General features: G+C 62.8%; 18 protein-coding genes. 7 read left to right on the top strand and 11 right to left on the bottom strand.

Translation table 11 applies throughout. The features are described from left to right. Nucleotides 1-11: 11 nt before the first annotated feature. The 5 genes from AC07XM_RS27515 to AC07XM_RS27495 all read right to left on the bottom strand — a co-directional run bounded on the left by AC07XM_RS27515 (nucleotide 12) and on the right by AC07XM_RS27495 (nucleotide 5425). Complete coding sequence (locus AC07XM_RS27515; RefSeq protein WP_016487546.1) at nucleotides 12-2108, bottom strand: putative bifunctional diguanylate cyclase/phosphodiesterase; 2097 nt, start codon at nucleotides 2106-2108, stop codon at nucleotides 12-14. Nucleotides 2109-2271: 163 nt separating this feature from the next. Next, nucleotides 2272-2766 (bottom strand): GNAT family N-acetyltransferase, encoded by a 495-nt coding sequence (locus AC07XM_RS27510; RefSeq protein WP_016487547.1) that lies wholly within the window; start codon nucleotides 2764-2766, stop codon nucleotides 2272-2274. Nucleotides 2767-3012: 246 nt separating this feature from the next. Beyond that, entirely contained in the window at nucleotides 3013-3948 is a 936-nt protein-coding gene (catA, locus tag AC07XM_RS27505) for a catechol 1,2-dioxygenase (RefSeq protein ID WP_016487548.1), read from the bottom strand. A 43-nt stretch (nucleotides 3949-3991) separates the two neighbouring features. Further along, nucleotides 3992-4282: a muconolactone Delta-isomerase gene (gene catC / locus AC07XM_RS27500; protein ID WP_016487549.1), complete on the bottom strand. Its 291-nt coding sequence runs from the start codon at nucleotides 4280-4282 to the stop codon at nucleotides 3992-3994. A gap of 21 nt (nucleotides 4283-4303) precedes the next feature. Further along, on the bottom strand, nucleotides 4304-5425 hold the full coding sequence (locus AC07XM_RS27495; protein WP_060517378.1) for a muconate cycloisomerase family protein: 1122 nt from the start codon (nucleotides 5423-5425) through the stop codon (nucleotides 4304-4306). Between the two features lie 135 nt (nucleotides 5426-5560). Between AC07XM_RS27495 and catR the strand changes: the two genes are divergently transcribed. Further along, complete coding sequence (gene catR, locus AC07XM_RS27490; RefSeq protein ID WP_016487551.1) at nucleotides 5561-6433, top strand: HTH-type transcriptional regulator CatR; 873 nt, start codon at nucleotides 5561-5563, stop codon at nucleotides 6431-6433. Between the two features lie 115 nt (nucleotides 6434-6548). Here catR and AC07XM_RS27485 read toward each other — a convergent pair whose 3' ends face one another. Further along, complete coding sequence (locus tag AC07XM_RS27485; protein ID WP_023047753.1) at nucleotides 6549-7955, bottom strand: amino acid permease; 1407 nt, start codon at nucleotides 7953-7955, stop codon at nucleotides 6549-6551. A gap of 87 nt (nucleotides 7956-8042) precedes the next feature. Continuing rightward, nucleotides 8043-9074 (bottom strand): histone deacetylase family protein, encoded by a 1032-nt coding sequence (locus AC07XM_RS27480; RefSeq protein ID WP_023047754.1) that lies wholly within the window; start codon nucleotides 9072-9074, stop codon nucleotides 8043-8045. A gap of 123 nt (nucleotides 9075-9197) precedes the next feature. Between AC07XM_RS27480 and AC07XM_RS27475 the strand changes: the two genes are divergently transcribed. Beyond that, nucleotides 9198-9680, top strand: coding sequence for an Lrp/AsnC family transcriptional regulator (locus AC07XM_RS27475; RefSeq protein ID WP_016487553.1), 483 nt, complete (start codon nucleotides 9198-9200; stop codon nucleotides 9678-9680). 141 nt (nucleotides 9681-9821) lie between these two features. Here the strand turns inward: AC07XM_RS27475 and AC07XM_RS27470 are convergent, their stop codons facing one another. Next, nucleotides 9822-10733, bottom strand: coding sequence for a LysR substrate-binding domain-containing protein (locus AC07XM_RS27470; RefSeq protein WP_102690029.1), 912 nt, complete (start codon nucleotides 10731-10733; stop codon nucleotides 9822-9824). Between the two features lie 97 nt (nucleotides 10734-10830). Between AC07XM_RS27470 and AC07XM_RS27465 the strand changes: the two genes are divergently transcribed. From AC07XM_RS27465 to AC07XM_RS27445, 5 genes are all read left to right on the top strand, one after another. Further along, nucleotides 10831-11922: a tartrate dehydrogenase gene (locus tag AC07XM_RS27465; RefSeq protein WP_016487555.1), complete on the top strand. Its 1092-nt coding sequence runs from the start codon at nucleotides 10831-10833 to the stop codon at nucleotides 11920-11922. A 194-nt stretch (nucleotides 11923-12116) separates the two neighbouring features. Next, a complete protein-coding gene (locus AC07XM_RS27460; protein WP_102690028.1) occupies nucleotides 12117-13715 on the top strand; it encodes a BCCT family transporter in 1599 nt (532 codons plus the stop codon). A 139-nt stretch (nucleotides 13716-13854) separates the two neighbouring features. Next, a complete protein-coding gene (locus AC07XM_RS27455; protein WP_060517370.1) occupies nucleotides 13855-14976 on the top strand; it encodes an aromatic ring-hydroxylating oxygenase subunit alpha in 1122 nt (373 codons plus the stop codon). Between the two features lie 78 nt (nucleotides 14977-15054). Further along, the gene (locus AC07XM_RS27450) at nucleotides 15055-16026 is read left to right on the top strand and encodes a PDR/VanB family oxidoreductase (RefSeq protein ID WP_016487558.1); all 972 of its coding nucleotides are present in this window, start codon (nucleotides 15055-15057) and stop codon (nucleotides 16024-16026) included. A gap of 154 nt (nucleotides 16027-16180) precedes the next feature. Then, nucleotides 16181-17260 carry a helix-turn-helix domain-containing protein gene (locus tag AC07XM_RS27445; RefSeq protein WP_016487559.1) on the top strand — a complete coding sequence of 360 codons (1080 nt, stop codon included), beginning with the start codon at nucleotides 16181-16183 and terminating at the stop codon, nucleotides 17258-17260. A 76-nt stretch (nucleotides 17261-17336) separates the two neighbouring features. Here the strand turns inward: AC07XM_RS27445 and AC07XM_RS27440 are convergent, their stop codons facing one another. From AC07XM_RS27440 to AC07XM_RS27430, 3 genes are read right to left on the bottom strand one after another with little or no spacing between them, the layout of a single operon-like run. Further along, a complete protein-coding gene (locus tag AC07XM_RS27440; RefSeq protein WP_016487560.1) occupies nucleotides 17337-18170 on the bottom strand; it encodes a helix-turn-helix transcriptional regulator in 834 nt (277 codons plus the stop codon). A 53-nt stretch (nucleotides 18171-18223) separates the two neighbouring features. Beyond that, a complete protein-coding gene (locus AC07XM_RS27435; protein ID WP_102690027.1) occupies nucleotides 18224-19636 on the bottom strand; it encodes an aminotransferase in 1413 nt (470 codons plus the stop codon). Nucleotides 19637-19670: 34 nt separating this feature from the next. Further along, nucleotides 19671-20774, bottom strand: coding sequence for a polyamine ABC transporter substrate-binding protein (locus AC07XM_RS27430; RefSeq protein WP_095115441.1), 1104 nt, complete (start codon nucleotides 20772-20774; stop codon nucleotides 19671-19673). Nucleotides 20775-20939: the final 165 nt, after the last annotated feature.

The raw sequence follows: 20939 nt of genomic DNA, 5'->3' as shown, positions 1-20939 counted from the left end.
TGCGTGAGCCGTCAGCCTGGCGTAATGACCTGCTTCAACCGCTCGCTCGCCGGTGCCGGCCGCCCGTACAGGTAGCCCTGGAAATGCGAGCACCCCTCCGCCGCCAGCCGGCGCATCTGCTCTTGCGACTCCACCCCTTCGGCCGTGGTCTTGATCATCAGGCTGTTGGACAGGTCGGTAATGGCGCGGATGATCGACATTGCTTCACGGCTGTCGCACATGTCATGCACGAACGACTTGTCGATCTTGATCCGGTCGAACGGGAACGAGCGCAAGTAGCCGAGCGATGAATAGCCGGTTCCAAAATCGTCCAGCGAAATCGATACCCCCAAGTCCTTCAGCGCGCGCAAGGTGCGCACGTTTTCGTCGCTGTTACCCAGCAACACCGACTCGGTTATTTCCAGCTCCAGGCGCTGCGCCGGCAGGCCCGAGTCGGCCAGGGCCAAGGCGACAAGCTGCACCAGGTTGGCATTTTTGAACTGCACCGGCGACAGGTTGACCGACACCGTCTGCTCACTGTCCCAGCTGGCCGCTTCCTGGCAGGCCAGGTTCAAGGCCCGGATACCCAGTTCATGAATCAGCCCGGTTTCCTCGGCGATAGGGATGAAGTCCATGGGCATGACCATGCCCCGGGTCGGGTGCTCCCAGCGCAGCAATGCCTCATAACCGGTCACGCTACTGGTTTTCTGGTCCACCACGGGTTGGTAATGCAGCTGCAACTGGCCCAGGTGCAGCGCTGTGCGCAAGTCGGTTTCCACCAGGCGGCGCTGGCGGGCAGCGACGTCAAGCTCCACGTCGAAGCATTCGTAGCGATTGCGGCCGTTGCGCTTGGCCTCGTACAACGCCATGTCGGCGTAGCCCAGCAGCTGCTCGGCCTGATCATTGTCATCCGGGGCGATGGCGATGCCGATACTTACCCCCACGGAGAACTGGTGCCCTTCGATCCGGAACGGCGGGCTGATCGCGTTGATCAGCCGCTGCGCAGTGTTGCACGCAGCATCGCGGCCATCGAGCCCGGTCAGTACCACGGCAAACTCGTCACCACCCAGCCGGGCCAGGGTGTCGTGCTCGCGCAGCTCGCGGCGCAGGCGTTTGCCCAGCTCGCGCAGCAGCTTGTCGCCGAAGGCATGGCCAAGGGAGTCATTGATGTTCTTGAAGTTGTCCAGGTCCAGGCACAGGGCGGCGGTCAGCTTGGCGTTCTCGCTGCCACGCACCAGCGCCTGGCGCAGGCGTTCGTGGAACAAGGTGCGGTTGGGTAGCCCGGTAAGCGCATCATGGTGCGCCATGTGGTGAATCTGTGCGTGGGCCGCCAGTTCCTCGGTGGCGTCTTCGGCGACAAACAGCACGTAATCCGCCTGGCCCTCGGAGTGCTGGCTGAGCAAGGTACGGCTGCGCAGGGTCCGTGGACCACGGGCGGTCTCGACCCGGGTCTCGGCAGCATGGCCTTTGGTGTTACGGGCACCACGGGCCAGCTGCTGCTCAAGGTAGTCGGCGGCCGCCGGGCTCAGGCATTCGCCAGGCAGTTGGCCGATCATGCTGCGCCCTGGGCCGCCGAACAGGCGCTCGGCCTGCTGGTTGGCCAACAGGATGCGCTGGCTTTCCAGGTCCTGGACAATGACGCTGGCGGGAATATTGGCAATGACCGAGTCCAGGAATTGCGACAGCTTGGCCATTTCCTGGCTGTACTGCTCGGCCAGCTCCTTGGCCTGCAGCAGCTCCAGTTCCTGGCGGCGGCGTTCGGAAATGTCGCGGGTGACCTTGGCGAACCCCACCAGTTGCCCGGCATCGTCGTACACGGCTTCAATCACTACATGGGCGTGGAACGCCGTGCCGTCCTTGCGCAGGCGGGAGCCTGTCTCTTCAAAACGCCCCGTGCGCCGCGCCTGTTCAAGGTTTAGCGCTGGCCGCCCGGCTGCACGCTCGGCATCGGGGTAGAACAACGAGTAATGCTGGCCGACGATTTCATCGGCAAGGTAGCCCTTGGCGCGCTGGGCACCGGGGTTCCAGTTGGCGACGATACCCTCGGGGGTGAGCAGGTAGATGGCGTAATCCACCACGCTCTGAATCAACAGCCGGTACATGATGTCGGGGTTTGCAGCTAGCGACATGAACTTTACCTGAACCTTCGAAGCGCAAGAAAAAGGACCCCGGCAAGCGGTTGCCAGGTCTAGGGAGGCGTTGATGGCATTATGCCGCCCATGACGATTTTGTGAAGTAGCTCACAAAAATGTCGCTATTCCGCTTCAACGCCGCACAACGGCCGGCCAATCCTCAATGCCGGGCGCCGCTCACCAGGAAACTGAGCAGGTCCGGTTCATCCGTCAGCGTAATGGCCTGTGCCGGGCGCGACAGGTTCGCCAGTACGGCGCTGCAGAACGCCACGGCCGGTGCGTCGTGTGCGTAGCACCGCAGCAACCAGTCGCCCTCGCCGCCCAGCAGCTGCAACGCTACCGCCTGGCCGATGCCCTGGCGGCGGTACTTTTTCAGGATGAACAGGTCAGCCAGCTCAAGCGCGTGAATGCCCGGCAGCTCACTGCGTTCCACCAGCACGAAACCGGCGATAAAGCCGTCCGCCAGCACCAGGTACGCGCCCCAGCCCTCGTCCTGCCAGTAGCGTTGCAGGTGCTCGTCGTGGATGTAGAAACGACCATCCACTTCGACGTCTTCCTGCTCCCAGTCGGAGGACTCGTAGGCATAGAACTGGTAGAGGTTGCGGACCAGCGGAGCCTGGTCAGCGGTGGTTGGCAGCAGCGCGATGGGCAGCATGGGCGGGGCTCGGGCAAAAGATCGATTCTAGATCACCGGCCCCGGCAGCAAAAAGCCCGGGCCCTCCCCGCACGGAAAGGCCCAGGCAAAAAAACAGCGAAAAATGGTCAGCATTGTGGGGGCGCTACGCGCCCCATTCGCGGCGCAAGGCCGCTCCCACAGGGATTGCACGATGGCACTGTCGCGCGCGATCCCTGTGGGAGCGGCCTTGTGCCGCGAATGGGCTGCGCAGCAGCCCCAAAGGTCTCAGCCTTCCTGCAACGCACGGGGCCGGTGGCTGCGGGCCTCGGCCTCCGGCGCCGTGGTCCCCTGCAGGTGGAAGTCGAACGCCAGCTCGGCAAAACGCTCGCCTTGCACGCCGCGATCACGCGCCGCAGCAGCGTCCTCGACAAACCGCAGCTCGCCGATCAAACCGTCGCGGGTGGCGTAGGCAAAGTCGTCCCACAGGTATTTGTCACCCTCGAAGTTGATCTGCGTGGTCAGGTGGCGGTGCCCCGGTGCCGAGATGAAGAAGTGCACGTGCGCCGGTCGCTGACCATGACGGCCGAGCAGGTCCAGGCACTCCTGGGTCGGGCCCTGCGGGTCGCAGCCATATCCCGACGGCACGATGGAGCGCGCACGGTAGCGCCCCTCGGCGTCGGTAATGATGCGGCGGCGCAGGTTGTACTCGGACTGGGTAGAGTCGAAGTACGAATAGGTACCTTGGGTGTTGGCGTGCCACAGGTCGACGGTGGCGCCGGCCAGCGGCTTGCCGTCGGCATCGAACACCTGCCCCTGCAGGAACATCACCACGCCGGGGTCGGTACCGTCGTCCATGCGCGCTTCGCCTTGTGCCAACGGCGCCCCGGCGACGTACAGCGGGCCTTCGATGGTACGCGGGGTGCCACCGCTCAGGCCGGCCTCAGCATCCTTGGCGTCCTGCAGCAGGTCGAGGAAGTGCTCGATACCCAGGCCTGCGGCCAGCAGGCCAGCCTCGTTACGGCCCCCCAGGCGGTTGAGGTAATCAATGGCGTGCCAGAACTCGTCTTCGGTGATTTCCAGGTCTTCGACCAGGCGCGCGGTGTCCTGCAGCACACGCAGAATGATCTGCTTGAAGCGCGGGTTGCCATCGGCGTGGTCCAGGCCAGCCACTTTGTTGAAGAAGGCTTGAATGTCGGCAGTGTGGGAAATTTTCACGGTCATCGTGCGTACCTCATATTGTTCTTGTCAGGCAGACAGGTGCGTATCAGCGGTCGTCGCTGTGAATCGACGAGGGATGCCGGCACAGGCCGTCGACCTCGATGTCCATGTACGGGAACAGCGGCAGCTGCATCAGTGTGTCGTGCAGCGCCTCGACGCTGGGCACGTCGAACACGCTGTAGTTGGCGTAGTGCCCGGCAATGCGCCACAAGTGGCGCCAGGTCCCTTCACGTTGCAGGCGCTGGGCCAGTTCCTTTTCATCAGCCTTGAGCTGGGTGGCCTTGGCCGGGTCCATGTCGACCGGCAGTTTCACGGTCATCTTCACGTGGAACAGCATGATTATCTCCTTGTTGGCTGATCAGCGACGGGCGAAGCGCGCCAGGCGCTGTTCGTCCAGGGTCAGGCCCAGGCCTGGGGTGCGGGGGATGTGCAGTTGGAAGTCGCGGTACTGCGGCGGCTCGTTGACGATTTCTTCGGTCAGCAGCAGCGGGCCGAACAGCTCGGTGCCCCAGGTCAGTTGGCGCAGGGTAAGGAAGGCATGGGCCGAGGCCAGGGTGCCGATAGAGCCTTCGAGCATGGTGCCGCCATACAGCGCTATACCGGCGGCCTCGGCGATTTGCGCAGTGCGCAACACAGCTCGCGGGCCACCGTTCTTGGCGATTTTCAGGGCGAAGATGCTGGCCGCGCCGTCGGCGGCCAGGCTGAAGGCGTCCTCGACGCTTTCGATCGACTCATCGGCCATGATCGGGGCCGGGCTGCGCTGGTTCAGGCGCACCTGGCCGCCACGGTTGATGCGCAAGATCGGTTGCTCGATCAGGTCGATACCGTTGTCGCCAAGCACCTGGCAAGCACGCACGGCCTGGGACTCGTCCCAGTACTGGTTGACGTCGACCCGCACGCTGGCACTGTCGCCCAGTTCGCGTTTTATCGTCACCACGTGCTTGATGTCCTGCTCCACCGGGTTGGCGCCAATCTTCAGCTTGAACACCCGGTGACGGCGAATTTCCAGCATGTGCTGCGCTTCGGCGATATCACGGGCGGTGTCGCCGCTGGCCAGGGTCCAGGCCACTTCCAGGCTGTCACGCACTCGGCCGCCCAGCAGCTCGCTCACCGGCAGCCCCAGGCGTTTGCCTTGGGCGTCGAGCAAGGCGCTTTCAATACCCGATTTGGCAAAAGTGTTGCCCTTGGCCAGCTTGTCCAGCTTGAGCATGGCCGCATTGATGTTGTCTGCCGCCAGGCCAATCAGCGCCGGAGCCAGGTGCGCGTCGATGTTGGCCTTGATGCCCTCGGGGCTTTCGTAGCCATAGGCCAGGCCACCGATGGTGGTGGCCTCGCCGATACCTTCCACGCCATCGCTGCAGCGCACGCGCAATACCACCAAGGTCTGCTGCTGCATGGTGTGCATTGCCAGCTTGTGCGGGCGAATGGTCGGCAGGTCGACGATAATTGCATCAATACGTTCAATCAGCGCGCTTGTCATTGTGGCCAGGTCCCGTCAGGTCGGGCTGCCAACTGCAGGCCCGAATGGTGCATTTACTTGATCGCTCAAGGATTGCGCGAGACCCTGATGACCGTCCAATATCAAATGAATCTCCCACCATACCCTGGAGGTCTGATGGAGCTGCGCCACCTGCGTTACTTCAAAGTCTTGGCCGAGACCCTGAACTTCACCCGCGCCGCCGAGCTGCTGCACATTGCCCAACCCCCCTTGAGCCGGCAGATCAGCCAGCTGGAGGACCAGCTCGGCACCCTGCTGGTCGTGCGCGAACGCCCGCTGCGGCTGACCGAGGCCGGTCGTTTTTTTTACGAACAGACCTGCACCGTGCTGCAGCAACTGCAGAACATCAGCGACAACACCCGCCGCATTGGCCAGGGCCAGCGCCAGTGGCTGGGCATCGGGTTTGCCCCCTCGACCCTGTACAACGTGTTGCCAGAGCTGATCCGCGAGCTGCGCCAGGACAGCGAGCTGGAACTGGGCCTGAGCGAGATGACCACGCTGCAGCAGGTGGAAGCGTTGAAGAGCGGGCGCATCGACATCGCCTTCGGGCGCATTCGCATCGACGACGCGGCCATCCACCAAGAGGTTCTGCGGGAGGACCCGCTGGTGGCCGTGCTGCCCAAGGGCCACCCGCTGGCGGGCAGCCCGGTCAGCCTGGCGCAGCTGGCTGGCGAGGCGTTCATCCTCTACCCGGCCAACCCCCGGCCCAGTTATGCCGACCACGTGCTGGCGCTGTTTGCCCAGCATGGCATGAGCATCCGCGTCAGCCAGTGGGCCAACGAATTGCAGACGGCCATCGGCCTGGTGGCCGTCGGCGTGGGGGTAACGCTGGTGCCGGCGTCGGTACAACAGCAACACCGCACCGATATCGAATATGTCGGCTTGCTCGATAGCAGCGCCGTCAGCCCGATCATTCTGAGCCGGCGCAAGGGTGATGTGAGCCCGATCGTGCAGCGGTGCCTGGGGTTGATCGAGCAACAGGCACTATGAACAAAACTTGCACCCTGTGGGAGCGGGCGCGCCCGCGATCACGGGCAGAGCCCGTGCCATCCACCGCGTCGCCTGCTTCGCGGGCATGCCCGCTCCCACAGGGTATGTGTTGTGCTCAGGAATGCGCTTGAGCGCGGCGGCGGTAGGCCAGCAACAGGAACACGAACCACAACGGCATCACGCACAATGCCAGGCGGGTATCCGGCTGCAGTGCCAGCAACACCAGCACAAAGCCGAGAAAGCCCAGGGTCGTGACCGCCACCGGCACCCCGCCCGGCAACTTGAACACCGAAGCATTGTGCGCAGCCGGGTTGCGTTTGCGATACGCGAGGTACGCGGCAAGGATCATCGACCAGGTAAAGATCACCAGGATTGCCGACACGGTCGAAATCAGCGTGAACACCGTCATCACCTCCGGGATGATGAACAGCAGGCTCAACCCGATCAGCATGCACACGCCGGAAAACACCAGGCTGTACACCGGCACGCTCAGTGCCGAAAGCCTGGCGAACAGGGCCGGCGCGTTACGCCGCTCGGCCAGCCCGAACAGCATCCGGCAGCCCGAGTAGACACCGCTGTTGGCCGAAGAGGCAGCCGAGGTCAATACCACAAAGTTGATCATGCCGGCCGCCGCCGGAAAGCCGGCCAGCAGGAACAGTTCGACGAAGGGGCTGCGGTTGGCCGGCACCTCGGCCCACGACACCACGCTGATGATGCACACCAGCGCCAGGATGTAGAACAGCAGAATGCGCAAGGGGATGGTGTTGATGGCCTTGGGCAGCGAGCGATGAGGGTTCTTCGCTTCCGCTGCGGTGGTGCCGATCAGCTCGGTACCGGCAAAGGAAAACACGGCAATCTGGAACCCGGCAAAGAAACCGCTGATGCCATGGGGCAGCACCGCACCCGGCGCGACCACGTGCGACAGCGAGGCAACCACGCCATTGGGCGAGGTATAGGACGTGGCGATCATGACCGCTGCCGTGATGATCAACAGCACGATGGCGACGATCTTGATGATGCCGAACCAGAACTCTACCTCGCCAAAAATCCTCACCGCCAGCATGTTCAGCCCCAGCAGCACGAACAGGGTGAAGAACGCGGGTAGCCAGGCCGGTGCATCGGGGTACCAGTACTGGAAAAAACCGGCCACCACGACTACGTCCCCCACCACCGCCACGCTCCAGCTCAGCCAGTACGACCAGCTCAGCACAAAGCCGGCGCGCGAGCCCAGGTAATGGGCAACGATATCGGCGAACGACTTGAAGCGCAGGTCGGACAACAGCAACTCGCCCATGGCACGCATGACGAAGAACACGAAGAACCCGAGGATGGCGTAGACCAACAGGATCGAGGTGCCGGACAGCGCGATCACCTTGCCCGAGCCCATGAACAGGCCGGTGCCAATGGCGCCCCCTATGGAAATCAGCTGGATGTGGCGGTTTTCCAGCGTGCGTTGCAGGTGCCCGTCACGGTCGGGCGTTACCGGTTTGCTTTGCTCAAGGCTTGCGGGCATGTCTTGCATGGCGACCTCTTGTTATTGTTGGCCTGTCACATGTCGCGGTGCCGTGGCGACGCCCATTACTGGCTTCGTCACGGCTTCTCAGGCGGGTTAGCGCGCGCTTTCAAAACCTTGCAAGGTGTTCACTGCATTGATGCCGATTTCGTCGACCATGTAACCGCCCTCCATCACGAACAGGGTCGGGATACCGGCACTGGCGATCTCGGCGCCCATGCGCAGGAAGTCGTCGCTGGTGAGCTTGAAGTGGCTGATCGGGTCATCCTCGAAGGTGTCGACCCCCAGCGACACAACCAGAAACTGCGGCTTGTGCGCGACAATGCGCTTGAGTGCATCCTGCAAAGCCGGCTGGTACTGGGCCCAGCGGGTGCCCTTGCCCATCGGGTAGTTGGCGTTGAAACCCTCGCCAGCGCCTGCGCCTTGTTCATGGGCGTAGCCGGAAAAATACGGGTAGGACACGTGCGGGTCGCCATGCAGGGAGGCAAAGAACACATCGGGGCGATCGTAGAAGATGTTCTGTGTGCCGTTACCGTGGTGGAAGTCCACATCCAGCACAGCCACGCGCCTGGCGCCCTGGCTCAGGCAGCGCTCGGCGGCGATGGCGGCGTTGTTCAGGTAGCAATAGCCGCCCATGTATTCCCGGGCCGCATGGTGCCCCGGTGGGCGGCACAGGGCGAAGGCACTGTCGGCACCGTCGATGATGCGCTGCATGCCGGTCAAGGCAACGTCGGCGCTGCTGCGCACCGCCTCCCAGGTGCCGGCGGTGATCGGGGCCCCCGCGTCCATGGCATAAAAGCCCAGCTTGCCGTCGATGAAGCCGGGCTCACGGTCGATGGCCAGGTCGCGCACTGGCCACACCAGCGGCAGCGCATCGTGGGTTTTGCCGGTGGCGGCCCATTCCGACCAGGCGTTTTCCAGGAAGCTTACGTAGCGCTCGCTGTGCGCCGCCACGTAGCAGGCCCGGTCGAAGGCCTGTTCGGCAATGACATCGCCAAGGCCCGTGCTGCGCACCCGGGCCAGTACGGTGTCGGCACGCTGGGGGTTTTCGAACGATGGCGTAATGGCGCCGTCCTTGAGTTCCGAGCCATGGTGCAAGCGGTGATTGTTGCTAAAAACTGTCAGCACACGAATGTCCTTTTTCAAGGGGTTACCGGATAACCAATTTTCGCGCCTGAACCGTGAAAATGCTTTGCTTTATGCTCAGCCAAACCGGATGCTTGAGGAAATTAATCACAGAATTGGCCGGCAATGAGCAAAGCCTTTGCTATCGAACATTTGGACGACACCGACCGCGAGCTGCTGCGCCTTTTGCAGGAGGACGGCACCCTGTCGAGCGCTGCGCTGGGCGAGCGTTTGTCGATGACCGTGACGCCCTGCTGGCGCAGGCGCAAACGGCTGGAAGAGCTGGGCATCATCAAGGATTACCAGGCCAACCTCGACCGCAGGAAGCTGGGCTACGACGTGATGGCGTTTGCCCAGGTGCGCTTTGGCAACCATTCGGCCAACGCACCGGATGAGTTCGAGCAGGTGATATTGAAACTGCCGCAGGTGCTGTCCTGCCACAAGGTAACCGGCGAGGCTGACTATGTGCTGACGGTGTTGGCAAATGACCTGGAGAGTTATGGGCGATTCGTGGAAGAGGTGTTGCGCCGTCAGCCAGGCATTGCCTCGATCCAGTCAAGCCTGGCGCTGCGCGAAGTGAAGGCGGTTTCCCGTATCCCCGTGCCCTGAAACCCACCGCGCTGCGCTTTTGATTGTTGTAGGAGCAGCCTTGTGCTGCTCCTGCAGGGTGATGCGCTAGCCTGATTGATGGTGCAAGACAGTTGATCCCATAAAAAATCAAAAGCGGAGCGCACATGATCTGGGTTCGGCCTACTCCGGCAAGCTGTAGCGCTCGGCAAAGTACTGCCGGAAAAAGTCCACCGCCACCCGCACCTTGGCCGAGCTGGCCAGCGGCGAGGTGTATACCGCCCAGATATCCGCCGGCTGGTGATAGGCCTCCAGCACCTGCACCAGGCGCCCGTCCTGCAGGCTGTCATGCACATCCCACCATGAACGCAGCAGTATCCCTCGGCCATCCAGGCACCACTGGTGCGCCACTTCACCATGGTTGGTCGACAGGCCGCCCGTCACACGCACGCTTTCTTCACCCATCGGCCCCATCAGTTGCCACACACCAAACGGGTGGTCACGTTCCTTGATCACCAGGCAGTCGTGGCTGCCCAGGTCGCCCAGCACCTTGGGCGAACCCCGCCGCGCCAGGTAAGCCGGCGCAGCACAGAGCACCCGGCGGTTACGCGCCAGCGGCTTGGCGATCAGGTTGGGGGCAATGGCGTTGCCCACGCGGATGTCCAGGTCGACACCTTCGGCGATCAGGTCCACCAGGCGATCGTGCACATCCAGGCGAATGTCCAGCCGCGGGTAGCGCTCGGCCAGCTCCGACAAAGCCGGCGCCACGAAGCGCCGCCCCAGCCCCAGGCTGCTGGCGATGCGCAACTGCCCGGCCGGCTCGCGGTGCTGGGCACTGATGTCATCGCCCATGCGCTGCACGGCGTCGAATATCTGCAACGCCCATTGATACACCCGCTCACCTTCCTCGCTCACCGTCACCCGCCGGGTGGTGCGGTGCAACAGGCGCACTTCCAGGGTTTGCTCAAGCATGCGAATGCGCTTGCTGATGTACGCCGCCGACATGCCCAGCTCGTCGGCCACGGCCGCGAAGCTGGCGCGCTTGGCCACTTGCAGGAAGATGTTGAGGTCGTCGAGGCTGGGCAGATTATTCACGTACCGTGTTCCAAGAATCCATGATTCGCCAGATTATCTCCGAGCCGAGCCCTTATAGCATGACCAGCACCTGTTCCCCAGACAAAGAGTGCACCCCATGAGCAAGACGTTCAGAATCGCGGCAATCCCAGGCGACGGCATCGGCAACGAAGTACTGCCTGAAGGTATTCGGGTCGTCGAGGCCGCCGCGCGCAAGCACGGCCTGGACATCAGCTTCGAGTTCTTCGAGTGGGCCAGCTGCGACTACTACCTGGCCCACGGCAAGATGATGCCGGATGACTGGTTCGAACAGCTCAAAGGTTTCGACGCCCTGTACTTTGGTGCCGTGGGCTGGCCAGACAAAGTGCCGGACCACATCTCGCTGTGGGGTTCGCTGCTCAAGTTCCGCCGCGACTTCGACCAGTACGTGAACATTCGCCCGGTGCGCCTGTTCCCCGGCGTACCCTGCCCGCTGGCGGGTCGTGAACCCGGCGATATCGACTTCGTGGTTATCCGCGAAAACACCGAAGGCGAGTACTCATCGCTGGGCGGGCGCATGTTCGAAGGCACCGAAAACGAGTTCGTGCTGCAGGAATCAGTGTTCACCCGCCGTGGCGTCGACCGCATTCTCAAGTACGCCTTCGAGGTGGCCCAGACCCGCGAGCGCAAGCACGTCACCTCGGCCACCAAGTCCAACGGCATGGCCGTGAGCATGCCGTACTGGGACGAGCGCACCGCAGCGATGGCAGCCAATTATCCGGAAATCAGCTGGGACAAGCAGCACATTGATATCCTCTGCGCCCGCTTTGTACTGCAACCGGACCGCTTCGACGTGGTCGTGGCCTCGAACCTGTTCGGCGATATCCTGTCCGACCTGGGCCCGGCGTGCGCCGGCACCATCGGCATCGCGCCTTCGGCCAACCTGAACCCCGAACGCAAATTCCCGTCGCTGTTCGAGCCGGTGCACGGCTCGGCGCCAGACATCTACGGCAAGAACATCGCCAACCCGATCGCGATGATCTGGTCCGGTGCACTGATGCTCGACTTCCTCGGCAACGAAGGCGCCGACCCACGCTACCGCGCCGCCCACGACGACATCCTCAAAGCCATCGAGCAGGTCATCGCCGCCGGTGACGTGACCCGCGACATGGGTGGCCAGCAGTCTACCCAGCAGGTGGGCCAGGCCATCACCGCGCTGATCGAAGCCTGATAACACCCGGGCCGATTGTCAGAAGTGTCTGACAATCGGCCCTTTGCCTCTTGCGAGCGACGTGGATTGTATGCAAAATCTGTTAACCATTAGATATTGGTTAACCACTGGTTAACGACCAAGGAAGGAGTGGTACCGCAACACCCCGGATGCCTGCCGGGTATAACAAGTACGCCAACGTCCAGGAGACGATGATGTCGCACAAGAATAAAAAGATTGATGTGTTCCTGATTACCGTGAGCCTGATCGCCGTATTGCTCACCGTGATCGGCCTTGCAGCCTTCCCCGCCCAGGCTGAAAGCGCCGCCAACCAGTTGTTCGAGCTGTCCACCCGCACCTTCGGTACCAGCGTGCAGGTGCTGGTGTTTGGCAGTACCCTGGCCGTGCTGTACCTGGCCTTCAGCAAGTACGGCAACATCCGCCTGGGCAGTGGCAAGCCTGAATATGCCACCGCCACCTGGGTGTTCATGTTCATCTGTGCCGGCATGGGTTCGTCGACCCTCTACTGGGGCGTGATGGAATGGGCCTACTACTACCAGACCCCAGGCCTGAACATCGCTGCTGCCACCCCCAAGGCACTCGAGTACAGCGTGGGCTACTCGTTCTTCCACTGGGGCATCAGCGCCTGGTCGATCTACGCCCTGGCATCACTGGCCATGGCCTACCACTTCCATGTACGCAAGAAGAGCGGCCTGAACCTGGCTTCGGTTATCGAAGCGGTGACGGGCTTCAAGGCCACTGGGCCGGTAGGCCGGAGCGTCGACCTGATCTTCCTGCTGACCATGATGGGCGCACTGACTGTGTCGCTGGCCCTCACCGCCTCGACCCTGACCCGCGGCCTGCATGACCTGACCGGCACCCCGGATACCTTCACCGTGCAATTGATGGTGATCGGTGGCGTCGCAGTGATGTTCTCGCTCAGCTCTTACATCGGTATCGATGGTGGCCTGCAGCGCCTGAGCAAGATGGTGTGCATCGGCGCGCTGGTGTTTGCCGCTGTCGTCCTGCTGGTGGGCCCGACCCAGTTCACCCTCAACAACACCGCCAACTCGATTGGCCTGATGATCCAGAACTACGTGCACATGAGCCTGTTCACCGACCCGGCGGGCGACGGCGCCTTCACCCGCAACTGGACAGTATTCTACTGGCTGTGGTGGGTGTCGTACGCCCCGGGTGTGGCCATGTTCGTCACCCGCGTTTCGCGCGGTCGGCAGATCAAGGAAGTGGTCCTGGCCCTGCTGCTGGGGGGCAGTTTCGGTTGCTGGTTCTTCTTCGGCGCGCTGGAAAGCTACAGCATGCACCAGTTCATCACCGGCGCCGTGGATGTACCGAAAATGCTCGCCGAACAAGGCGGCGAATCGGCCGTGACGCACCTGCTGCTGGCCTTGCCGTGGGGCCAGGTGTTCCTCGGTGTGTACCTGTTCATCATGGCCATCTTCTGTGCCTCGCACATGGATGCCGCGGCCTATGCTGTGGCTGCCACCAGCACCCGCAACCTGCGTGAAGGTGACGACCCGACACCCACCCACCGCCTGTTCTGGTGCGTGGTGCTGACCCTGGTGCCACTGGCCATGCTGTTCGCCAAGGCCTCGCTGTCGACCATGAAGACCGCCGTGGTGCTCACTGCAATCCCGTTCATGGTGATTCTGCTGGTGAAGATCTATGGCTTTTTCAAGTGGATGATCGCCGACTACGGCCAGGTACCGGCCCACGTCATCGAGGAAGAGGCAGCACGGATGGCCGGTGAAGCCCCTGCCGAACACGCCCCGCGCAGTGCAGCTGCGGTGCACTGATTAACCCTGTAAGGGCGAGCTTGCCCGCGATGGGCTGCCTAGCAGCCCCCTTGCTGTCTGCAATTTTTTTTGCCTGACCTGTTAACCGGCAGGTACGCGTTAACCAACAACTATAAACCGAGCTTGTGAGAAACCTGTCATGAACGACTTCAAACGCCTGCCCGCCGATTTCTGTGCGAACGCCGACGAGGCCTTCACCATCCCGGCCAATTTCTACACCAAGGCCGCTGTGTTCGAACACGAGAAAGAAGCCATCTTCGCCCGCAGCTGGATCTGCGTGGGCCACCGCAGCGAAGTGGCAGACAACAATGCCTACATCACCCGCGAAGTGATCGGCGAAAGCATCATCGTCGTACGCGGCCGTGACAGCGTGCTGCGTGCGTTCTACAACGTCTGCCCGCACCGTGGCCACCAGCTGCTCAGCGGTAGCGGCAAGGCCAAAAACGTCATCACCTGCCCGTACCACGCCTGGACCTTCAAGCTCGACGGCGAACTGGCCCACGCCCGCAATTGCGACAACGTGGTCAACTTCGACAAAGAGAACTCCACCCTGGTGCAGCTGCGCGTCGAGGAATACGCCGGCTTCATCTTCATCAACATGGACATGGAGGCCGGCTCCGTCGAAGACCAGCTGCCAGGCATGCAAGCACGCATGCGTGAAGCCTGCGCGGTCATCGACGACCTGCACCTGGCGGCGCGCTTCGTCAGTGACACCCCGGCCAACTGGAAGTCGATCGTCGACAACTACCTGGAATGCTACCACTGCGCCCCGGCGCACCCAGGCTTCTCCGACTCGGTCGACGTCGGCCAGTACAGCCACACCATGCACGGTAACTGGACCCTGCAATATGGCCTGGCCAAGCCTTCGGAGCAGTCGTTCAAGTTCGACGAAACCGTGAAAGACCCGTCGTTCGCCGGCTTCTGGGCCTGGCCGTGCACCATGTTCAACGTGCCGCCAGGGGCCAACTTCATGACCGTGATCTATGAGTTCCCGGTCGATGCCGAAACCACCCTGCAGCACTACGACATCTACTTCCTGAACAAGGACATCACCGAAGAGCAGCAGAAGTTGATCGACTGGTACCGCGAAGTGTTCCGCCCAGAAGACCTGCGCCTGGTCGAAAGCGTGCAGAAGGGCCTGAAGTCGCGTGGCTACCGTGGCCAGGGCCGCATCATGGCCGACCGCGAGCGCAGCGGCATGAGCGAACACGGCATTGCCCACTTCCACAACCTGATCGCCGTGGCCCACCTCGACGATTGATGGCAACCGCTCCACGTTTATTGGCACGTAAAGGTGCGCGGCAGGGCCTGCCGCGCACCCAGGCAGTCGAGGTGAACCATGGCCAACACTTATGAAATGTTCAGCGTGCGCGTGACCGACGTGGAACACGCCACACCGCTGATCAAGCGCTTTACCCTGGCCCGCGAAGACGGCGCGGCGATGCCCGCCTTCACCGGCGGCAGCCACGTCATCGTGCAGATGCAAGGCGCTGACGGCAACCAGTTCAGTAACGCCTACTCGTTGATGAGCGACCCGCGTGACACCCGCAGCTACCAGATCGGCGTGCGCCTGGAAGAACAGTCCAAGGGGGGCTCGGCGTTCATGCACCAACAGGTGGAAGTCGGCACCCGCCTGACCATCTCCTCGCCCAACAACCTCTTCGCCCTGGACCCTTCGGCCGGCCGGCACGTGCTGATTGCCGGCGGCATCGGCATTACCCCGTTCCTGGCGCAACTGCATGAGCTGGAAGGCGGCAGCGCCGACTACGAGCTGCACTATGCTTTCCGCGCGCCAGAGCACGGCGCGTTCCAGGACCAGTTGGCCAACGGCCCGCACGCTGCACGCACCCAGTTCTACATCGACAGCCTCGACCGCAAGCTTGACCTGGCCGCCCTGTGCGCGGGGCTGGACGAGCAAGCGCACCTGTACGTGTGCGGACCAAAACCGCTGATCGATGCGGTCATCGCCTGCGCCGCCAAGGCCGGCATTGCCGAGCAGCGCGTGCATTGGGAACAGTTTGCCGCCACCCCGGTCACCGGCAGTGCCTTTACCGTGGTGCTGGCGCAATCGGGCGTGGAACTGCAGGTGGAAGAAGGCATGACCATTCTGCAGGCCATCGAGAAGTCCAAGGCTGCCAAGGTCGAGTGCCTGTGCCGCGAAGGTGTGTGCGGTACGTGCGAGACGGCCATCCTCGAGGGTGAAGCCGAGCATTACGACCAGTACCTGAGCGATGAAGAGAAAGCGGCGCAGCAGAGCATCATGCTGTGCGTTTCCCGCGCCCGTACGGCGCGGCTGGTGCTGGACCTTTAACAACCGCCCGGCTGATGTTGCCTGTGCCGGCGATGAGGCCAGTGCAGGCAGCACAAGGTTCTCCCCAAAAGAGGCAGCGTGAGGACCCGTCAACCAAAAGTTGACAGCTTGGGTATACTGGCAGGCTCTTGGCCCAGATCAGGACACCCTGCCGATGTTGGAAAACAGCTTCGCCTTCCGCCTCAAGGAACTGCTCGAGCATCACAAGCTGACCCTGCAAGCCGTGGGCACGGCCTTGGGCATCTCGCGCACCGCCGTGCACAAGTGGACCCGCGGCGGCGAGATCGACTACGACAACCTGCGCAAGCTGGCCGACTTTCTCAAGGTCAACTGGATCTGGTTGCGCTATGGCGACGAAGCACTGCAGAACATCCAGCAACCGCAGGTGGTCGAGCTGCCGATGACGGATGTGCGTCGGCGCCTGACCGCCGAGATCATGGAAAGCGAAACGCGCATGAAGCTCGCCCAGGAAGGCGCACGCATCGTCACCTGGGAATGGAACCTGATCAGCGACGAAGTCACCTACTCGCCCAACGTCGAGCAGGTCTATGGCTGGCCGGTGCGGCACAACGAAGACTTCTGGAAGCACCTGCCCGACGAAGACGTGCAGCGCATGCAGCTGATGTACGCCGACGCGGTGGCAGACGGCGGTGGCTGTGAATGTGACTTCCGCATTGCCCGCCCGGACGGTGAAGTGCGCTGGATTTCTTCCCGCGCCACGGTGGTACGCGACAGCGCCGGGCGGTCGGTGAAGATGGTCGGCATCAGCATGGACAACACCGAACGCCAAGTGGCCCAGCAGGCGCTAAGCCAGAGCGAGGAACGCTTCCGGGCAATCTTCGAGCTGGCCTGGGGCGCCCTGGCCTACATCGACCCGGACGGCACCTGGCAGCGGGTCAACAACAGCCTGTGCGAGTTGCTGGGCTACCGCGCCGAAGAGCTTTACGGCATGACCTTCCAGCAGATCACCCACGCTGACGATCTGGCGCAGAACCTGCAGTTGCTGCAACGCATGCTGGCCGGTGAAACCGAGCGTTACGAAGTGGAAAAACGCGTGCGCCGCAAGAATGGCGAGTACATCTGGGTACGCGCCCGCACCTCACTGCAGCGCCGGGACAGCGGCGAACCGGAACACCTGATCAGCGTGTTCGAAGACATCAGCGCCGAGCGCCAGGAGCATGAGCGGCTACAGGCGCACATCGCCGCGCTGGAGGCCCGTCTGGCCGCTTCGTGAACTACCCGAAATTTCAAAACTGACGCGATTCCTGCGGGAGCGGGCATGCCCGCTCCCGCAGGGACCGCAAAAACTTCTAGATTTTCAGCTGATCGCCGCGCAACCAGTCGATAAACCGTGCAAACAACTCGGACTGCGAGTTGATCTCCAGCTTCAGGTACAGGTTCTTGCGGTGCATGCGCACCGTCTCCGGTGAGATGCCCAGCGCCAGCGCGGTCGACTTCACCGAGTGCCCGCGCAAGATCATATGTGCCACCTCCCGCTCACGGTCGGTCAGCACCTGGCAACCAAAGCTGTCGAACGCTGCCTGCAGGCTGCCGTGTTCGGCCGATGCTGCGCCGGGCTCCAGGTTATGCCGGGCATAACGCCCCAACAGTTCCCGCACCATCGGCTCCAGCGCCCGCAGCAAGTCGACCTGCCCGGCACTCAGAGGCGTGCCGCTGCAACCCTGGAACAGGCTCAGCGACAGCTTGCGCCCAGCGCTGAGATCGACGATGTAGTAGCTGTCTTCGCTGCAACCGGTGCCCAGGTAATAGGCCTTGTAATAGTCGCTGTCGAAGAAGTTGTCCGGGGCGATTTCCTGCAGGTGGTAAAAGCCTTCGGCCAGGCCGCTTTGCACGGCGAGGCAGAACGGGTCGAGCAAGTAGCCGGCACTGAAATAACGCTCCAGCACCGCAGCGCGGTGCAGCTCGGGAATGCCCTGCTGGTAGAGCAGCTGCGGCGCGCGCCCCTGGCACTCAAGGCTGATCATCATCGATTCCACCTGCACCAGCTGGCCAATGGCAGCGGCCACATACTCCAACGCCTCGGGCGTTTCGCTATTGGCCAAAGCACGCTGCAGCGCCGCATGCCATTGCTGCAGCGCGCCCATTGTCAGGGTAAGCGGGGTGTCGGGAGTGGCCTGGGTCATGCCCGGCAGTCTAGCCTGCCGGGTACGCCCGCGCACAGCCCTTTGCGCCAGGTTCATCGGCCTTGGTACAGGCCAAGCGCCGTGAGTTCGCGCGCGGTTTCGAGGATGCACTGGCGCAAGGTTTCGACAATCCCGTCCACCTGCGCATGGGTGATGATCAGCGGTGGCGACATCACGTTCAGGTGCATGATCGGGCGCACCAGCAAGCCGCGGGCCTGGGCCTTGCTGTGGATGCGCTCGCCGATGTTTACCTCATCCGCGAACAGCGCCTTGCTGGCTTTGTCGGCGACAAACTCGACGCAGGCCATCAGCTTCATGCAACGCACATCACCCACCAGCGGCAACTCGCGCAGGCTTTGCAGGCGCTGCTCCAGGTAGCCACCCACGTCCTTGACGTGATCGAGCAGTTGCTCGCGCTCGATAATCTCGATGTTCTTCAGCGCCGCCGTGCAGCACACCGGGTGACCGCTGTAGGTGAAGCCATGGGTGAAGCAGCGGCCCTTGCCCGGCTCGGCAATCACTTCCCAGATACGCTCGGAGAAGATACACGCGCCCAGCGGCAGATAGGCCGAGGTCAGGCCCTTGGCGGTGGTGATGATGTCGGGGGTGACGCCAAACAGTTCTTCACTGGCGAAGAAGGTGCCCAGGCGCCCGAACGAGGTCACCACCTCGTCGGCGACGAACAGGATGTCGTAGGTCTGGCACAGTTGCCACATGCGCTGGAAGTAGCCCTTGGGCGGGATGATCACCCCGCCCGAGCCCATGATCGGTTCGGCAAAGAACGCGGCCACGTTGTCGGCGCCCAGCGACAGGATCTTGTCCTCGAACTCGGCCACCAGGAAGTCGAGGAACTCGGCCTCGTCCATGTCGTGCGGGGCGCGGTACGGGTTGGGGTTGGAGACGTGGTGGATCAGGTCGTGGTGATAGTCGAACTCCGGCACCCGGTCGGCGGCCTTGTTGCCAATCGACATGGTCAGGGTAGTAGAGCCGTGGTAGGCGTTGTAGCGGGCGATGATGTGCTTCTTGTGTGGCTTGCCGCGGCAGTTCTGGTAGTACTGGATCAGCCGGTAGGCGGTGTCGACAGCAGTCGAGCCGCCGGTGGTGAGGAACACGTGGTTCAGGTCGCCCGGTGCCAGCTGCGCAAGCTTCTGGCACAGCTCGATGGCCACAGCGTTGGCCATGTCGGAGAACGGGTTCGAATACGCCAGCTGACGCACCTGGTCGGCGATGGCCAGGGCCATTTCCTCGCGACCCAGGCCGATGTTGGTGCACCACATGCCGCCGACGGCATCGAGGAAACGGTTGCCGTGGCTGTCACGAATGTAGGCGCCCTCGCCCGCGACGATGTTCAGCGCGCCTTGCTCGCGGTGCTCGTCGAACACATGGTAGCCGTGCATGTAGTGGGCCTTGTCGGCTTCCACCAGCGTGTCGTGGGCGATAGCGAATGCTTTGCTTGGGGTGGCCATGGGCAGCTCCTTGGCGGGAAACGTTAGGCAGTGTTCAGAAACCGGTCTTGACCGTGCTCCAGACCCGGGTGATGGCGCGCATGTCCTTGGGGCTCTGGGTTTTCTGCGCGAACAGGCGCTCACGGGTTTGTGCGTCGGGGTAGATGGCCGGGTCCTGGCGGATATCGTCACGCACCAGCGCGGTGGCGGCGGCGTTGCTGTTGGCGTAGTGGATGTAGTCAGTGACCTTGGCCATGGTCTGCGGCTGCAGCAGGAACTCGATGAAGCGGTGGGCGTTGGCCGCGTGCGGCGCATCCTTGGGGATGTACAGGTTGTCGAACCAGATCAGTGAACCTTCCTGGGGGATGAAGAACGACAGCTTGATGTCCTTCTTCGCCTCCACCGCACGGGCCTGGGCGGTGGCGTAGTCACCGGACCAGGTCAGCGCCAGGCAGACATCGCCGTTGGGCAGGCTGGTGAGGTAGTTGACCGAGTCGAACTTGCGAATGTAGGGGCGGATGCCCAGCAGCAGTTGTTCGGCTGCCTTGAGGTCGGCGGCCGACGCGCTGCGCGGGTCCTTGCCCAGGTACTGCAGGGCCAGCGGGATGACCTCGGTGGGCGCGTCCATCAAGGTCACGCCGCAGTCAGCGAAGCGCGAGACGATCTTGGGGTCGAACAGCATGGCCAGCGAACCGATCGGCGCATCGGGCATGCGCGCGGTGATCTTGTCGACGTTGTAAGTGACCCCCGAGCTGCCCCAGGTGTAGGGCGCCGAGTACTTCAGGCCAGGGTCGTAACCCTGCAGGTTGTTGACCACCTGCTGATCGAGGTTTTGCCAGCTGGGCAGTTGCTGCTTGTCCAGTGCCTGGAACACGCCGGCGCTGATCATCGGGGGGACCAGCGAGGCGTTGAGCATGACCAGGTCGTAGCCGGAGCGGCCGGTCAGCAGTTTGGTCTGTACCGTTTCGTAGCCGTCGAAGGTGTCGTAGATGACCTTGATGCCGGTGGCCTTCTCGAAGTCGGCCAGGGTGGTTTCGCCGATGTAGTCGGTCCAGTTGTACAGCCGTAGCGTGTTGGCGCTGTCTACATCTGTCGCCTGGGCCAGACTGGCACCAGACGCCAGCAGCAGACCACCAATCACCTTCAGTACCTTGCGCATGGCAACTCCATCGTGTGAGTGCTCCGGATCGAGCCGATGGGTTCACTATCGAGGGATTTGCCGAGGGGCAACATACCCCGAATGTGTGGGTGGTCGTTTTTAGTGCTTCGCTGAGTGCGCGCTTTTTTGTAGGAGCGGCCTTGTGTCGCGATGGGCTGCGACAGC

It is taken from the genome of Pseudomonas sp. GW460-LB5 (genome assembly GCF_059423245.1).
The sequence above is the reverse complement of the archived record's forward strand: the minus strand, read 5'-3'. Positions and strand labels throughout refer to the sequence as shown.

Excerpts from the sequence above, each read along its gene's own strand:
- AC07XM_RS27445 (WP_016487559.1), top strand. The coding sequence starts at position 16,181 with ATGTTGGAAAACAGCTTCGCCTTCCGCCTCAAGGAACTGCTCGAGCAT.
- AC07XM_RS27430 (WP_095115441.1), bottom strand. The coding sequence starts at position 20,774 with ATGCGCAAGGTACTGAAGGTGATTGGTGGTCTGCTGCTGGCGTCTGGT.
- AC07XM_RS27460 (WP_102690028.1), top strand. The coding sequence starts at position 12,117 with ATGTCGCACAAGAATAAAAAGATTGATGTGTTCCTGATTACCGTGAGC.
- AC07XM_RS27450 (WP_016487558.1), top strand. The coding sequence starts at position 15,055 with ATGGCCAACACTTATGAAATGTTCAGCGTGCGCGTGACCGACGTGGAA.
- AC07XM_RS27510 (WP_016487547.1), bottom strand. The coding sequence starts at position 2,766 with ATGCTGCCCATCGCGCTGCTGCCAACCACCGCTGACCAGGCTCCGCTG.
- AC07XM_RS27515 (WP_016487546.1), bottom strand. The coding sequence starts at position 2,108 with ATGTCGCTAGCTGCAAACCCCGACATCATGTACCGGCTGTTGATTCAG.
- catC (WP_016487549.1), bottom strand. The coding sequence starts at position 4,282 with ATGCTGTTCCACGTGAAGATGACCGTGAAACTGCCGGTCGACATGGAC.
- catR (WP_016487551.1), top strand. The coding sequence starts at position 5,561 with ATGGAGCTGCGCCACCTGCGTTACTTCAAAGTCTTGGCCGAGACCCTG.
- AC07XM_RS27465 (WP_016487555.1), top strand. The coding sequence starts at position 10,831 with ATGAGCAAGACGTTCAGAATCGCGGCAATCCCAGGCGACGGCATCGGC.
- AC07XM_RS27455 (WP_060517370.1), top strand. The coding sequence starts at position 13,855 with ATGAACGACTTCAAACGCCTGCCCGCCGATTTCTGTGCGAACGCCGAC.
- AC07XM_RS27435 (WP_102690027.1), bottom strand. The coding sequence starts at position 19,636 with ATGGCCACCCCAAGCAAAGCATTCGCTATCGCCCACGACACGCTGGTG.
- AC07XM_RS27495 (WP_060517378.1), bottom strand. The coding sequence starts at position 5,425 with ATGACAAGCGCGCTGATTGAACGTATTGATGCAATTATCGTCGACCTG.
- AC07XM_RS27475 (WP_016487553.1), top strand. The coding sequence starts at position 9,198 with ATGAGCAAAGCCTTTGCTATCGAACATTTGGACGACACCGACCGCGAG.
- catA (WP_016487548.1), bottom strand. The coding sequence starts at position 3,948 with ATGACCGTGAAAATTTCCCACACTGCCGACATTCAAGCCTTCTTCAAC.
- AC07XM_RS27440 (WP_016487560.1), bottom strand. The coding sequence starts at position 18,170 with ATGACCCAGGCCACTCCCGACACCCCGCTTACCCTGACAATGGGCGCG.
- AC07XM_RS27485 (WP_023047753.1), bottom strand. The coding sequence starts at position 7,955 with ATGCAAGACATGCCCGCAAGCCTTGAGCAAAGCAAACCGGTAACGCCC.